Source organism: Brevundimonas basaltis, from assembly GCF_014202075.1.
GTDB lineage: Bacteria > Pseudomonadota > Alphaproteobacteria > Caulobacterales > Caulobacteraceae > Brevundimonas > Brevundimonas basaltis.
Map to the genome: position 1 here is coordinate 42,926 of NZ_JACHFZ010000004.1, position 14,921 is coordinate 57,846.

Below are 14,921 nucleotides of genomic sequence, written 5' to 3' on the forward strand. Positions count from 1 at the left end.
GGGCCGCGCGCCCCCAAAGCAACGGAATTTATCAGCCGGCTTTCGAGAAATCCGGCGCCCGCTTCTGGCTGAAGGCCATGAAGGCCTCCATCGCCTCCGGGCTCGACATCTGGCTGCCGAAGGCCTCGCCCTCCCGCTGCATCAGCGCCCACAGGGCATCCGCGTCGCGCATCAACCCCTTGGTCTTGCGGATCGAGTTGGGCGCGCGAGCGGCCAGTTTCGCGGCCAGCCCGGCTGCCGTGGCCTCGACCTGATCGACCGGGACAGCGCGATTGGCGAGACCCCAAGCCAGGGCCGTCCGCCCGTCGATCGGCTCGCCGAGCGCGAACATCTCGAAGGCCCGCTGGTGACCGATCGCCGCCGGCAGCAGCATCGAGGACGCCGCCTCGGGCGCGAGGGCGAGGTTGATGAACGGCGCCGACAACAGGGCGTCCTCGGCCACCACCACCATGTCGCAGTGAAGCAGCAGGGTCAGGCCGATGCCGACCGCCCGCCCGCGCACCGCCGCCACCGCCGGCTTGTCGAGCTCGGCCAGGGCCTTGAGGAAGCGGAACACCGACATATCGAGCGGCTGCTGGCCCTGCGATCCCAGGGCGATGAAGTCGGCGATGTCGTTGCCCGCCGAGAAGCTGTCGCCCTCGCTCCGGAACATCAGCACGCGGACAGCGTCGTCGCTCCGGGCCTGTTCGGTCGCATCCGACAGCGCCGCGTACATCGCCTGGGTGATGGCGTTCTTCTTGTCCGGCCGCGCCAGCGTCACGGTCAGCACGCCGTCGACGAGCCCAGTTCTGATGTGTTCCGTCACGCCGCTGTTCCTTGTTCTGTCGCGGTCCACCAATCCACGCCGTCGGCGTCGCGGGTGCGCGCCGCACGGCCCCGGTGGAGCAGGTAGTTGAGATGGGCGAGGCTCTCGCCGGTGGCCATGCCGCGGACGCCGTCGCCGACAGGGCGCGCGAACAGGGCCGGAAAGACATCGACGGCCCGACAGGGCGTGCGCAAGGTCTTTTCCAGTCGTTTGAGCGCGGTCTGGTGACCGCGAATCAGCGCGTCCAGCCTGGTATGGACGCCGCGGAACGGCTCACCATGGGACGGCAGAACCAGCACATCGTCGGGGAACACCGTCTTCATGCGCCGCAGTGAGTCCAGCCAGTCTCCCAGCGGGTCGGCGTGCGGCTCCGTCGGCCAGATCGAGACGTTCGACGAAATTTTCGGCAGAATCTGGTCGCCGCCCAGCACGATACCGTCGCTCTCGCGCCACAGGCAGGCATGCTCGGGACTGTGACCTTCACCCACGACGACACGCCACCCCTGACCGCCGATCAACAGCCGGTCGCCCTCACGCACGCGGATAAAGCCGTGGGGCAACGGCGAGACGACCTTGCCGAACTGGCCGTAGCCCGTCCGGTAGCCCTCCAGTTGCGCATCGTCCCAGCCGGCGGCCCGATAGAAGTCCGCGCCTTCCTCGGGGGCGGGCTGGCCGGTGTCGGAGACCAACATCCGAGCGGTGACGTACTCGAGCCGCGTCATCACCAGCGGCGCCCCGAAGCGCCCGCACAGCCAGCCGGCCAGGCCGATGTGGTCCGGATGCATGTGGGTGCAGATGACGCGGGTCACGGTCGCGCCACCCAGCGGCCCGGCCAACAGCTGTTCCCACTCGTCCCGGCTGCCCGGCAGGTCCAGGCCGGTATCGATCAAAGCCCAGCCGTCGCCGTCGCGGATCGCGTAGACATTGATGTGGTTCAGGGCCATCGGCATCGCCAGACGCATCCACAGCACGTCGGCGCCGATCTCGACGGCCTCGCCCGGTCCGGGCGGCGGCCCGAACGGATAGCTCAGCCCGCGCGCCTCGCGCGCCGCCGTCTCCAGATCGGTCAGGGCCAGTCCGTCCGCCAAGTCAGTCTCCAAACGAAACTTAGGGCAGAATAGGCCGAAGCCGGGAGGCGCGTCCAGAGCAGGCGAGTCTGGCGCCTTGACCCTGCCACATGCGACAGCCAAGGGTTCCGTGACAATTTCCCACCCGGAGTTTCACCGTGTTCCACAAAAAGTTGCTCGCGCTGATCGGCGGCGTCATGGCTTTGGCGCTGCTTTCGGCCCAGCCGGTCATGGCCCAGGAAGACCGCAGAGACGCAGAAACCTCTGACCGTGCCAGCGGAAACGTCCGCGGCGACCGCGTCCTGCCGGGCCGGATGAGCGACGGCGCCCGTGATCGTCGGGATCGCCGCAATCAGGAGCAGGAAGGCGCCGAAGCCAAGCCGGCCGCGACGCCGGAGGAGAACAGGGCCGCTGCCCAGGTCGTGCTGACCGCCGCCGGCGTCACCTGCCAGGTGTCCGAGGCGACCCTGCTGGGCGTCACCGCCGAGCAGCACTCCACCTATGAGGCGGTCTGCGCCGAAGGCCCCGGCTATCTCGTCGTCAGCTCGACGCCGCCGCAGTCCTTCAACTGCCTCGAACTGGCCGGACAGGCCGAGACCAGCCGCCTGCGCGACCCGACCGCCGACGTCGGTCAGCAATGCACCCTGCCGGTGAATTTGAACCCGGTGCCGGTGCTGTCGGCCTATACCCGCGCCGCCGGCATCGACTGCACGGTCGATCAGGGCGTCGCCATCGGCAAGAGCACCGCCGGCAACCTCATCTTCGAGATCGGCTGCGCCGACCGTGACGGTTACTGGCTGGAGAACGCCGAGGACGGCTGGAAGGCCACGCCTTGCTGGGATCTCGCCCTCGAGCAGGAAAGCTGCCGCTACTCCACCGCCGCCGAGAGCCTCGGCGCGTGGAAGACCGTCCTCGCCGGAACCGACGCCGCCGACTGCGACGTGCAGCAGGCCCGCCGGGTCGGTCGCGACGCCCAGGGGCTGACGGTCTATGAAGTGAAGTGCGGCGGCGGCAACGGCTTCTTCGCCCGCGTCGGCGCGACGTTCACCGCCCAGCGGGTCCACAACTGCATCGAGGCCGCCACGATCGCCGGCGGATGCTCGCTGACCGCGGCCGCGCCGGCGACCAGCGAACAGTAATCCCGACGTCTTTGGTCGAGAACAGCGCCCCGGGCTCCGACCCCGGGGCGTTTTTCGTTTGCGCGATCGGCGCTTCACAGACGCCCCCGACGCGCCGTAATCATGACCGATGCGCATCGCCACCTGGAACGTGAACTCGGTCAACGCCCGCCTGCCGACCGTGCTGGCCTGGCTGGAAGCGGCCCAGCCGGACGTGGCCTGCCTTCAGGAAATCAAATGCGTGGACGAAAAATTCCCGCGCGAGCCCTTCGAGAGCCTTGGCTATAACGTCGAGACCCACGGCCAGAAGAGCTACAACGGCGTCGCCATTCTTTCGAAACACCCGCTGTCGGATGTCCGGCGCGGCCTGCCGGGCGCGGATGAGTCCCGCTATGAGGCCGACGCCGAACAGTCCCGCTACATCGAGGCCGTGATCGAGGCCCCGCGCCCGGTCCGGGTCGGCTGCATCTATCTGCCCAACGGCAATCCGCTTGGGACCGGGAAGTTCGCCTACAAGCTGGCCTGGTTCGAGCGGTTGCAGGCCCATGCCCGCGACCTGCTGGCGCTGGAGGAGCCCTTCACCCTGTGCGGCGATTACAACGTCATCCCGACGCCGGACGACGCGAAGAACCCGGCGGCGTGGACCGGCGACGCCCTGTTCCAGCCCGAGAGCCGCGCCGCCTTCCAGGCCCTGCGGCATCTCGGCCTCTCGGACGCGGGCGATCTGGGCGGACAGCCGCCGGGGACCTTCACCTTCTGGGACTATCAGGCCGGCGCATGGCAGCGGGATCACGGCATCCGCATCGACTTTCATCTGCTGTCGCCGCAAGCCGCTGATCGCTTCCGGGCGGTCGAGACGCATCGCGACGCCCGCGACATGGACAAGCCCTCTGACCACGTCCCGGTCGTGGTCGAACTGGAAGACTAGAGATGGCCGAGGCGCTCCGGGTCATCCTGCTCGTGGCGCTGGCGGCGGCGGCCCTGACCACGGCCGCCCTTGTGCTGGCCTGGTGGATGGAGCCCGTTCGCCGGATGCGCCGGGCCCTGCTGAAATCGCTCGGCGTAATCCCCGAGGCCGAGGCCCTGTCGCCCGCCGAGGGGCGGGCCGCGGGACTGGACTTCGACGGCGCCCAGATCGCCGTGCTGTGGAACCGCGGCGCCAGCGGCCTGGTCTACGCCTTCGAGGAGATCGACGGCGGCGAGATCATCGTCGACGGCCATGTGGTCGCGCGGGTCCGCCGTGGCGAAACCCGCAAGTCTCTCGACATTCTCGCCCCCGATGCCGAACAGGTGGTGCTGCGGCTGATGTTCGGCGACGCCCGCCATCCCGAGTTCGAGCTGGCCTTGTGGGACGCCACCCTCCCGGTCCAGACCAGTTCGCCCGGTGAGGCCTTGCGTCTGGGCCGCCGCTGGCTGTCGCATCTCGAGGCGCTGCTGAAGGGCTGATCGCCCTTCCGCCTGCGCCGCCGGAGGGCTAGAAGCCCCCAGTTCCTGCCCACCACTATCCGGAGCGCCCCCGTGGCCCGCCTGTTTGACGCCTACATCATCGCCGACTGGACCGCCGCGGAAGGCAAGAAGCTGGGCGATCAGTCGATCTGGATCGGCGTGGCCAAGCGCGACGTGCGTTTCCGGCTGTACAGCGAGACCCACAACGTCGCGACCCGGGCCGAGGGCGAAGCCCTGCTCGGATCCCTGCTGGCGGACCACCGCAAGCGCGGCGACCGGGTGTTGGTCGGGTTCGACTTCAACCTCGGCTTCCCGACCGGCACGGCCGAACGGCTGAAGCTGAGCGGCACGCCATGGGCGGCGATGTGGAAATTCCTCGCCTCCAACGTCGTCGACAGGGCGGACAACAGCAACAACCGCTATCAGGTCGCGGCCAAGATCAACCGGCTGATGACCGACAACGCCTGGCCGATGTGGGGCGCGCCCGCAAGCCAGGCCCAGCGCTGGCTGACCACGACCAAACCGCCTGCGGGCTCGGGCGCGGACATCCCGGAATTCCGCGCCACCGAGGACGCCGTCCGCAAGGGCAAGCTGCAGCCCAAGAGCGTCTGGCAGATGCATGGCGCGGGCGCGGTCGGCGGCCAGACCCTTGTCGGCATCCCGGCCGTGCGTCGCTTGCTGGAAAAGCTGGGTCCGTCCGGCGCCGTCTGGCCCTTCGGAACCGGCTGGCGTGCGCTCGAGGCTGCGGACATCGAGCCGTTGTCGGCCCTGGTGGTCGAGGTCTGGCCCTCGATGTTCGACGGCAAGCCCAACCTCGGCGAGTTCAGGGACCAGGCGCAGGTCCGGGCCACCGCCGAGGCCTTGGCGAAGATGGACGAGACCGGCGCCCTGTCGAAGGCCTTCGCCCCGCCGAAAGGCGCTGACGAGGCCCTGATCGCCCGGGTCGAGCAGGAAGAGGGCTGGATCCTGGGGGCCTAGCCGATCAGCGCCCGGGCCGCCGCCCGCGCCTCGTCGGTGATCTGCGCGCCGGACAGCATGCGGGCGATTTCCTCGCGGCGCGCCGCCTCGTCCAACGCATCGACCGTCGTCGTGGTCAATCCGCCCGCATCGGCCTTGCGGACCTTCCAATGGGCATGGCCACGAGCCGCGACCTGCGGACTGTGGGTCACCACCAGCACCTGGGCGCCCTGCGACAAACGCTGCAGGCGCGCGCCCACGGCCGAGGCCACGGCGCCGCCGACGCCCTGATCCACCTCGTCGAAGATCATCACCGGCTGGCGCTGGTCCTCCCGTCCGGCCAGGGCTGCCTTCATGGCGAGGGCGAAGCGGGCCAGCTCCCCGCCGGAGGCGATGGCGTCCAGCGGCCCGAAGTCCGTGCCCGCATTGGTCGCGATCTCGAACCGTACCGTCTCGACGCCCAGCGGCCCGCGCCGCCCCTCGCCGACCGGCTCGAAGGCGACCCGGAAGCGGGCGCGGTCCAGCTTCAACGGACCCAGTTCGCCCATCACGGAGGCGGTCAGCCGCTCCGCCGCCGCCTCCCGGGCCGAGGTCAGCAGCATGGCGGCCACGTCATAGGCCTCTCGGGCGGCTGAGGCCGCGCGCTCCGCGACCGTGATCGCCTCCGCCCCGTCCTCGATCAGCCTCAGCTGTTCGCGGAAACGGCCCCGGAGCGTCGGCAACAGCTCCACCGAGGCGTTCAGTTTGCGGGCGGCGGCGCGCAGAGCGAACAGCCGCTCCTCCGCCTTGTCGAGGCGGCCGGGCTCGAAGTCGAAGGCGTTCGCCGCCGCATCGACGCAGGCGATGGCCTCCTCGGCCTCAACGAGCGTCCGGTCGATGGCCTCGGCCGCGGTAGTCAGCTTCTGCAGCAGCGGATGTTCGGGGTCCGTGCCCGCCTGTCCGGCGCGTTGGCGCGCATGTTCCACAGCTCGCAATGCGGCCGAGAGGTTGCGCGACAGCTTGTCGCCGCCCAGCGAGGCGCGGGCGTCGGCCAGATCGGCGATGGCCTTCTCGGCCGCCCCGAGCAGGGCGCGCTCGCCCGCCAGTTCCGTCTCCTCGTCGGCCTTCGGGTCGAGCGCATCGAGATCGGCGAGGTTTTGTTCCAGCTCCTCCCGGTGGGCCGCGGCCTCGGCGGCGGCGGCTTTCAGATCGGCGACGGCGCGTTCGGCGGCCTTGAGGCGGTCGGCCGCGGCGGCGACGCCCCCCAGTTGCGGCTGCAGACCCCCGTAGGCGTCGAGCAGGGCACGATGGGTCTTCCAGTCGAGCAGGCCGACGGTTTCATGCTGGCCGTGAACCTCGACCAGGGCGTGGCCGATCTCACGCAGCGCCGTCACCCCGGCCGGTTGATCATTGACGAAGGCGCGGCTGCGACCATCGGCCGAGAGGATGCGGCGCAGGATCAACTCTTCGCCCGGGGCGATCTCGAAACCCTTGTCCGAGATCATTTCGATCAGGGCCGGATCATCCGGCGCGGTGAACACGGCCGTTGCGGAGGCCTGTCTCGCGCCGCTGCGCACCAGGCCGGCGTCGGCGCGCGCGCCCAGTGCAAGGCCCAGCGCATCCAGAATGATCGACTTGCCCGCGCCGGTCTCGCCGGTCAGCACCGTCAGCCCGCTATCGACCTCGAGATCGAGCGCCTCGACCAAGACGATGTCGCGGATGGAAAGGGCGGTCAGCATGAGGGCGCGGGGGTCCGGGTCTGATTCGCCATGGCGCTCAGTCTAGCGATGATCGTCCGTCATGACCGCCCCATGCGTCAGAAACGGACGTCAGCCCGGAATGATGCGACGCAGCCAGCTTTCGCGCTGCCCTTCGGGGGCGATGTCAGGACGCCGGCCGTCCTCGGTCAGCAGGGCGTAGGCCTCGGCGTACCAGGGGCTGCCCGGATAGTTGAAGCCGAGCACCGCGCCGTTGCGCGTCGCCTCTTCCTTGAGGCCGAGCTGCAGATTGACCTCGACCAGCCGGTACAGGGCCTCGGGCGTGTGCGAGGTGCGCTGGTAGGCCTCGTTCTCGATCACCGCCTTGTAGCGGTTGAGCGCCGCCAGCGGCTGGCCGGCCCGCTGGTAGTAGCGGCCGATTGTCATCTCCTTGCCCGCCAACTGGTCGTTGACCATGTCAATCTTGACCGTGGCGTCGATGGCGTAGGAGGTCCCGGGATAACGGCGGGCGACGTCGCGCAGCCCGTCCAGCGCCGCCTGGGCGTAGCCCTGGTCGCGGCCCACGTCGGTGATCTGCTCGAAGTTGCACAGCGCCTTCATGTAGAAGGCGTAGGACGCGCTCGGATTGCCGGGAAACAGCTGGATGAATCGGTCCGACGCCGCGATCGCCTCGGCGTAGTCGTTGCTCTGGTAGTGGGCGTAAATCTGCATCAGGATCGCGCGGCGCGACCATTCCGAATACGGATGCTGGCGCTCGACCTCCTGGAAATAGTCGATCGCATCGCCCCAGCGCCGGCTCTGCAGCCGATCGTAGCCGGTGGTGTAGAGCGCCTCGACGGGGCGTTCTTCATAGGCGAGCTTGGGCCGATTGCCGCGGTTGCCGCAGGCGGAAATCGTCAGGGCCGAGACGGCCACGACCGTCAGGATCAGACCGGCGCGAAACTTGGAAGAAGGCAAGGACGACCTCAACATGACAGGCCGGCGGGCATCCACCCGTCGGCGCCCCCGGAAACGTGACGCGATCTCTACACCAGCCGACAACGCCACGCCAATGCGAGAAGAAGTCGACCAAAAAGAACGCTCGGCGCTTGTGGCTGAGCCGTCCCCTGATATGAAGCGCGCCAGCGCGGCGGCCGTATTTTCAGCCGGGCGATGACGGCGAAAGGATGACCGGACATGAAGCTGCTCTCTGGCAACTCCAACCGGACGCTGTCGCAAGCCATCGCGGCCCATCTCGACATGCCCCTCACCAAGGCCCAGGTGAAGCGATTCGCCGACAACGAGGTCTTCGCTGTCATCGAGGAGAATGTGCGGGGCGAGGACGTCTTTATCGTCCAGTCGACCAGCTACCCGGCCAACGACAATCTGATGGAATTGCTGATCATGACCGATGCCCTGGTGCGGGCGTCGGCGAAGCGGATCACGGCCGTCATGCCCTACTTCGGCTACGCCCGGCAGGACCGGAAGACCGGAGGCCGCACTCCCATTTCGGCCAAGCTGGTGGCCAATATGATCACCCGGGCGGGCGCCCACCGGGTCCTGACGATGGATCTGCACGCCGGCCAGATCCAGGGCTTCTTCGACATCCCGACGGATAACCTCGTGGCCACTCCGGTGCTGGCCCAGGACATCAAGGAACACTACCGCAAGGGCGACGACCTGATGATCGTCTCGCCCGACGTTGGCGGCGTGGTCCGGGCGCGCTCACTGGCCAAGCGGCTGGATGCGGACCTGGCCATCGTCGACAAGCGCCGGCCCAAGGCGGGCGAAAGCGAAGTCATGAACATCATCGGAGATGTCGAGGGACGCCGATGCATCCTGTTCGACGACATCGTCGATTCCGGCGGCACCTTGGTCAACGCGGCCCAGGCTTTGATCGACAAGGGCGCCACGGAGGTTTCGGCCTACATCAGCCACGGAGTCCTGTCCGGCCCGGCTGTGCAGCGGGTGACCGACGGGCCGTTGAAGGAGCTGGTCATCACCGACTCCATCGAACGGCCCCACGAAGTTCTGACCTGTCCGAAAATCCGTTGTGTTTCCGTGGCTCCGCTGATCGGCGAGGCGATCCGGCGTATCGCCAATGAGGAATCCGTCTCCAAGCTGTTCGACTAGAATCTCGGAACCCGACCACCGCCTGCCCCATTTGCGCCGTGAGGTTGGGCGTTGCTGGACGCCGGTAATTGGAGGAGTCCTGATGCGTCCGGGTAATCAAAGCCGCGGCCTGTCCATCGCCGCCCTCGCCGCCGCCGCCTTCCTGGCCGGTTGCGCCTCCGACAACGCCGCCACCGAGGCCGAGGCCGCCCGTGTCGCAGCCGAGATCGCCGCCCGATCCGGCCCGCCAATCGCCTTGAATCAGAGCGTCGCCGACGCGGCGGCGGTCTATATGAGCTTCAGTCGGGACATGGCGGCGCTCGAGGGCGGCTTCACCCGCCCCGAGCAGATTCAGGACGCCTTGCGGCGGGGCGCCGCCTATGACCCGGGCCAGATTTCTCGCGGCCTGGTGGCGTACGGCGCGATCCTCGCCCTGCAGTCGCCCGAGTTCGTTTCCGGCGTCAGGTCGATGACGAACGACCGGGCCTCGCGCGAGCGACTCGTCGCCGACATCGTGGCCGATCCCGGCCGCGCCTCGACGCTCCCGGGGGCCGAGGCGGCGGCGGGTCTCGTGATGGCCACGCTCTCCGCCGATATCAACAGCCTCGGGCGCGCCGCGACCTCGATCGAGAACGACGCCTATGCAATCCAGGCGCGGTACGACCCGCGGCGCGCATGGGCCGTCTCCGAGGTCAGGGACCGGGTCGGGCGCCTGGAAACGGTCAAAGCCCGCTCGGCCCAGACCATGCTGCCGTCGGCGCAGGAGGCCGCGAATCTGTTCGCGGCCGCTCACAGCGGCGGCGGCGCGCTACACGTCGACGGCGAGCCTCGCAAACCTCCCTATCCCCCGGCCGTGGTGAACGCCCTCGCCCTGGCGGCGCTGGCCGCCCTTGGCTATGCGGGGGAAAACGCCCGCGCCAACACGGACGCGCTGCAGTTCGACCGGTTCAGCCAGGGATGCCTGGGCATGTCCAAGCTGAACCTCTACCAATGCCTCGCGGCCTCGCGGCCGAACTACGAGGACATGTTCTGCCTCGGTCGCCATGTCGTCCGCGACCTCGCGACGTGTTCGCGCGGTGCGGCCATGCCGGCCCCGATCGTGACCGTGTCGGATGTCACCCCTACCGATCCGCCGCCCCGGACGGTCGAGCCGATCGTGATCAGCCCCGCGCCACCGCCGGCCACGCCGGAACCCCCTGCTCCGCGGCGCGACCCGTCGATAACGGAAAGATTGAACGCTCAGCCGGGCCGCGCCTCGCCTGACTGATCGATCCCTCCCGACCTCCGATGTGCGGCCAAGCTGGCATTAACGCTCGTGGAACGGTTTTGACCGCGTTATAACCGGCTCCGAAGTTCCGGCGCCACGAGCGGCGCCGCACGTCCAAGGGTGGGGATTTCGTATGCTTGAGGCTCGTATTCGCCGTGGCCTGTCGCTGGCCGCTATTGCCGCGATGACCGTGCTCGCCGCCTGCGCTACGCCGGAACCGGAGCCTGAGCCGGCCCCGCCGCCACCGCCGGCCGTCAGCCTGAACGAAGGAGTGGCGCAGGCCGCTTCCATCTATGTGGCCTTCATGCGCGAGGTCAGCACCATCGAGGCTGGTTTCCAGAACGCCGAAGCTATCCAGGCGGCGATCCGGAAGGGCGCGTCGTACGAGCCCGCGCAGATCTCGCGCGGCATGATCGCCTACGGTTCGATCCTCGCGCTCCAATCCCCGGAATTCGTCGACGGCGTCCGCACCTATGCGGTTGATCCGGCCATCCGGCAGGAAATGGTCGCCCGGATCATCGCCGATCCGGCCTACGCCGCCACCCTGCCCGGCGCCGACGCGGCCGCGGGCCTGATTGTCGAAGCCATCGGGCGTGATTCGGCCGCCATGCTGGCGATCGCCGACGCCGTGGAGGAAGACGCCTACACCATCCAGGGCCGGTCTGATCCCCGTCGCCGCTGGGCGGTCGTCAATATCGCGGACCGGGATACCCGACTGCAGGGCGCCAAGGCGCTATCGGCGGTTCAGATGCTGCCGTCGGCCGACGACTCCGCCCGGCTGTTCGCCGCCGCCAACGCCGGTTCGGGGCTTGAGGTGACGTCGGCCCGCTCGGGTCCACCTTATACGGCGGCCGTGGTGCGTTCGCTCGCCCTGGCCGCGCTGGCCGCGCTTGGGGCCGGGGGCGAGGACGCCCGGGCCAACACCGAGGCCCTGACGGTCGAGCAGAACAGCGAGTTTTGCCTCAACATGTCCAAGCTGATGCTGTTCCAGTGCCTGGCGGCGTCACGCCCCAGCTACGAGGACATGTTCTGCATCGGTCGCCACGTCGCGCGAGACCTGGCGACCTGCACGGCCCAGACTGTCAAGTCCGCGCCCATCGCCTCCCCCTCCACTGTCGTGGCCGGCTCCGAGCCTGCGGGCCAGACCCCGGTAGCAGCCGGCGCGGCCGCCGCCTCGGCCTCGGCGACGGCGGCCTTGAACAGAGAAGGCTGAGCCGCGGCGGAATCAGGGCCTCCAGACGGTTGCGTCCCCCGGCGTCTGCGTGTAATAGCCCGCGCTCTTGAATTCGAGGGTTCGAGGACCCCGCCGCGCGGGCGATTACGTCAGCGCGGCGTTTCTGTTGTTGAGGCGAGCCAGATGGCCGAGATCATTCTGAACGTAGACGTCCGTGACGGCGTTGGCACCGGCGGCGCCCGCGCCGCGCGTCGTGCGGGCATGGTCCCCGGCGTGCTTTACGGCGGCGACAAGGCCCCCGTGGCCATCGCGGTGAACGAGAAGGACTTCCGCAAGTCGCTCTACACCGGCAAACTGCTGGGCCACCTGGTGACCCTGAAGTACGGCAAGGAAACCCAGCCGGTCATCGCCCGCGACGTGCAATTCGACCCTGTGTCGGACCGTCCGATGCATTTCGACCTGATGCGCGTTGATGCGAAGCAGACCATCAAGATCGACATCCCGGTCCACTTCATCAACCAGGACCAGTGCGAAGCCTTCCGTCAGGGCGGTTCGCTGGAAGTCGTCCGCCACTCGGTCGAGGTCAAGGTCCGCGCCGATCACATTCCGGAAGACCTGATCGTCGACCTGGCCGGTCACAAGCTGGGCGACACCATCCGCTGGACGGATCTGAAGGGCACGAAGGACGTCGAGCCGACCATTACCGACCGCGACTTCGTGATCGCTTCGATCAAGACCTCGTCCGCCGCCATCTCGGCCGCCGCCGACGAAGCCGCCGACGCTGAAGCCGCCGCCGAAGCCGAAACCGCTGCCGCCGACGTTCCGGCCACGGAACAGGCCGACGACGCCGCCGAGGCCGGCGCCGAAGAGACGACCGAGGGCTGATCCTCTCGCGACAAACTGCTACTGGAACGGCCCCATCCGGCAACGGACGGGGCCGTTTCCTTATCTGGAACCCGCCATGATCATCCTCGCCGGCCTCGGAAATCCGGGGCCGAAATACCAAGGCAACCGCCACAACATCGGTTTCATGGCCGCTGACGAGATCGCGCGGCGCTGGTCGTTCGGCCCCGAGCGCGCCAAGTTCCAGTCGGTCATCCGGGAAGGCGAGGTCGAGACGACCAAGGGGCCGGTCAAGGTGCTGCTGATGAAGCCCCAGACCTTCATGAACGAGAGCGGCCGGGCGGTCGGCGAGGCGGCGCGCTTCTACAAACTGGCCCCTGCCGATATCATCGCCTTCCACGACGAGATCGATCTGGCCCCCGGCCGCTTTCGCATGAAGCAGGGCGGCGGCGCGGCCGGTCAGAACGGCGTTCGCTCCCTGATCAGCCAGCTCGGGCCGGATTTCCGGCGCGCGCGGATGGGCGTCGGCCATCCGGGCGACCCGCAGTTGGTCCATGCCCATGTGCTGAGCGATTTCCACAAGGCCGACCAGCCGTGGCTCGAGGCCCTGCTGAACGCCTGCGCCGACGCGCTGCCTTTCGCCCTGACCGGCGACGACGACCGCTATCAGGCCGAAGTCATGCGGCTGGCGCCGGCCCCGAAATACAGTCCCCGACAGGCCGCCCGCGGCGAGGATTGACCCGCGACCGGCCGCCGCCTTCCCGCTCGGACGCCAGCCGATAGACCGCCCCACCCTCACAAGGTTCTCCAAATGTCCCGCGCCCTTTACCTCGTCTTGGCCGCCCTCGCCCTGGCGGCCTGCACGCCCGGCCAGCCGGCGCAGCAAGGCGATGCCGCCGCGACGGTGCAGGCGTCCGGCGCCGTATGCCGGCCGACGCCGACCGGCCGCCAGATGACGGGCTGCTACGTGACGGTGACGGCTCCGGCCGATGATCGGCTGATAAGCGTCTCCAGCCCGGTGGCGGGGCGGGCCGAGATCCACGAGAGCCGGATCGAGAACAATATGATGATCATGTACGAGCTCCGGGACGGCCTTGCGCTCCCCGCCGGTCAGGCTGTCGAACTCAAGCCGGGCGGCAGCCACATTATGCTGCTGGCCGTCACCGAACCGCTGAAAGCGGGCGACTCCGTGCCCCTGACCCTGACCTTCGCTACGGCCGCGCCCGTCGAGATCACGGCGCCGGTTGGCCAGCCGGCCCTCACCAAGGCCGGCGACGCCGCGCACTGACGCACCGCCGCCTGACAAACCGGCCGCGACCCGCTATGGGCTCGCGTTCAGCAAGGAACACCCCGCCCCCATGGCTCTGAAAGTCGCGATCGTCGGCCTGCCCAACGTCGGCAAGTCCACCCTGTTCAACGCCCTCACCAAGACGGCCGCGGCCCAGGCGGCCAACTATCCGTTCTGCACCATCGAGCCGAATACCGGAGATGTGGCGGTGCCAGAGCCGCGCCTCGACGTGCTGGCGGCCATCGCCGGCTCGAAGGAGATCATTCCCTCGCGCATCACCTTCGTGGACATCGCCGGCCTGGTGCGCGGCGCGTCGAAAGGCGAGGGCCTCGGCAACCAGTTCCTCGCGAACATTCGCGATTGCGACGCCATCGCCTTCGTCGCGCGCTGCTTCGTCGATGACGACATCACCCATGTCGAAAACCGCATCGATCCGATCTCCGACCTGGAGATCATCGAGACCGAGCTGATGCTGGCCGACCTCGAGAGTCTTGAGAAGCGGGTGGTCAATGTCGAGAAGAAGGCCAAGGGTGGCGATAAGGAAGCCCAGACCACCCTGCGTCTGATCAACATGGCCCTGACCCCGCTGCGCGCCGGCAAGCCCGCCCGCGTCGTCGAGGTATCCAAGGAAGATCAGAAGGCCTGGCAAATGCTGCAGCTGCTGACCTCCCTGCCGGCCCTCTACGTCTCCAACGTCGACGAGAACTCGGCCGACAAGGGCAATGAACTCTCCGATCTGGTCGCCAAGCGGGCGGCCGAGGACAACGCCAAGGCCGTGGTCATCTCGGCCAAGATCGACTCGGAACTCGCGGTGCTAGACCCCGACGAACAGGCCGAGTTCCTCGAGAGCCTCGGTCTCGTCGAGCCCGGTCTGAACCGGCTGATCCGGGAGGCCTACGCCCTCCTGGGCCTGCAGTCCTACTTCACCGTCGGGCCCAAGGAAGCCCGCGCCTGGACCATCCATATCGGCGACACGGCTCCCCAGGCGGCGGGCGTAATCCATACCGATTTCGAGAAGGGTTTCATCCGCGCCGAAACCATCGCCTACGACGACTTCGTCGCTCTCAAAGGCGAGGCGAAGGCGCGGGAGGCCGGCAAGCTCCGCGCCGAAGGCAAGAGCTACGTGGTCAAGGACGGCGACGTGATGAACTTCCTGTTCAGCGGCTGA

14 protein-coding genes and 1 pseudogene are annotated in these 14,921 nt (G+C 68.4%); 11 read left to right on the top strand and 4 right to left on the bottom strand.

Going from position 1 to position 14,921, the window contains the following annotated elements:
* Positions 1-31: 31 nt before the first annotated feature.
* Complete coding sequence (locus tag HNQ67_RS09880) at positions 32-805, bottom strand: enoyl-CoA hydratase-related protein (protein WP_183254934.1); 774 nt, start codon at positions 803-805, stop codon at positions 32-34.
* Positions 802-1,893, bottom strand: coding sequence for an MBL fold metallo-hydrolase (locus tag HNQ67_RS09885; RefSeq protein WP_183254936.1), 1,092 nt, complete (start codon positions 1,891-1,893; stop codon positions 802-804). The genes HNQ67_RS09880 and HNQ67_RS09885 overlap by 4 nt, the downstream gene beginning before the upstream one ends.
* 137 nt (positions 1,894-2,030) lie before the next feature.
* On the opposite strand from HNQ67_RS09885, the gene HNQ67_RS09890 reads away from it, so the two are divergent.
* From HNQ67_RS09890 to HNQ67_RS09905, 4 genes are all read left to right on the top strand, one after another.
* The gene (locus tag HNQ67_RS09890; RefSeq protein WP_183254938.1) at positions 2,031-3,011 is read left to right on the top strand and encodes a hypothetical protein; all 981 of its coding nucleotides are present in this window, start codon (positions 2,031-2,033) and stop codon (positions 3,009-3,011) included.
* Between the two features lie 109 nt (positions 3,012-3,120).
* Positions 3,121-3,918 carry an exodeoxyribonuclease III gene (locus HNQ67_RS09895; RefSeq protein ID WP_183254940.1) on the top strand — a complete coding sequence of 266 codons (798 nt, stop codon included), beginning with the start codon at positions 3,121-3,123 and terminating at the stop codon, positions 3,916-3,918.
* A gap of 2 nt (positions 3,919-3,920) precedes the next feature.
* Positions 3,921-4,436, top strand: a complete 516-nt coding sequence (locus HNQ67_RS09900; RefSeq protein WP_183254943.1) for a hypothetical protein — start codon at positions 3,921-3,923, stop codon at positions 4,434-4,436.
* A gap of 72 nt (positions 4,437-4,508) precedes the next feature.
* Complete coding sequence (locus HNQ67_RS09905; RefSeq protein WP_183254944.1) at positions 4,509-5,414, top strand: cobalamin biosynthesis protein CbiG; 906 nt, start codon at positions 4,509-4,511, stop codon at positions 5,412-5,414.
* On the opposite strand, the gene recN is transcribed toward HNQ67_RS09905, so the two are convergent.
* Both recN and HNQ67_RS09915 read right to left on the bottom strand, forming a co-directional pair.
* Positions 5,411-7,111 (bottom strand): DNA repair protein RecN, encoded by a 1,701-nt coding sequence (gene recN, locus HNQ67_RS09910; RefSeq protein ID WP_183254946.1) that lies wholly within the window; start codon positions 7,109-7,111, stop codon positions 5,411-5,413. The two genes, HNQ67_RS09905 and recN, sit on opposite strands and share 4 nt — an antisense overlap.
* A 90-nt stretch (positions 7,112-7,201) precedes the next feature.
* Positions 7,202-8,062 (bottom strand): outer membrane protein assembly factor BamD, encoded by an 861-nt coding sequence (locus HNQ67_RS09915; protein ID WP_183254948.1) that lies wholly within the window; start codon positions 8,060-8,062, stop codon positions 7,202-7,204.
* A gap of 204 nt (positions 8,063-8,266) precedes the next feature.
* Here HNQ67_RS09915 and HNQ67_RS09920 point away from each other — a divergent pair, with 204 nt between their 5' ends.
* The 7 genes and pseudogenes from HNQ67_RS09920 to ychF all read left to right on the top strand — a co-directional run bounded on the left by HNQ67_RS09920 (position 8,267) and on the right by ychF (position 14,921).
* Positions 8,267-9,202 (top strand): ribose-phosphate pyrophosphokinase, encoded by a 936-nt coding sequence (locus tag HNQ67_RS09920; protein ID WP_183254951.1) that lies wholly within the window; start codon positions 8,267-8,269, stop codon positions 9,200-9,202.
* 82 nt (positions 9,203-9,284) lie between these two features.
* Positions 9,285-10,448, top strand: coding sequence for a hypothetical protein (locus HNQ67_RS09925; protein ID WP_183254953.1), 1,164 nt, complete (start codon positions 9,285-9,287; stop codon positions 10,446-10,448).
* Between the two features lie 133 nt (positions 10,449-10,581).
* Complete coding sequence (locus HNQ67_RS09930; protein WP_183254955.1) at positions 10,582-11,661, top strand: hypothetical protein; 1,080 nt, start codon at positions 10,582-10,584, stop codon at positions 11,659-11,661.
* A 144-nt stretch (positions 11,662-11,805) separates the two neighbouring features.
* Positions 11,806-12,417 (top strand): annotated as a pseudogene (locus HNQ67_RS09935) (50S ribosomal protein L25/general stress protein Ctc); the annotation flags it as partial.
* A 166-nt stretch (positions 12,418-12,583) separates the two neighbouring features.
* Positions 12,584-13,204, top strand: coding sequence for an aminoacyl-tRNA hydrolase (pth, locus tag HNQ67_RS09940; protein WP_183254958.1), 621 nt, complete (start codon positions 12,584-12,586; stop codon positions 13,202-13,204).
* Between the two features lie 72 nt (positions 13,205-13,276).
* Positions 13,277-13,753 carry a copper chaperone PCu(A)C gene (locus tag HNQ67_RS09945; protein ID WP_183254961.1) on the top strand — a complete coding sequence of 159 codons (477 nt, stop codon included), beginning with the start codon at positions 13,277-13,279 and terminating at the stop codon, positions 13,751-13,753.
* Between the two features lie 70 nt (positions 13,754-13,823).
* Positions 13,824-14,921, top strand: coding sequence for a redox-regulated ATPase YchF (gene ychF, locus HNQ67_RS09950; protein ID WP_183254963.1), 1,098 nt, complete (start codon positions 13,824-13,826; stop codon positions 14,919-14,921).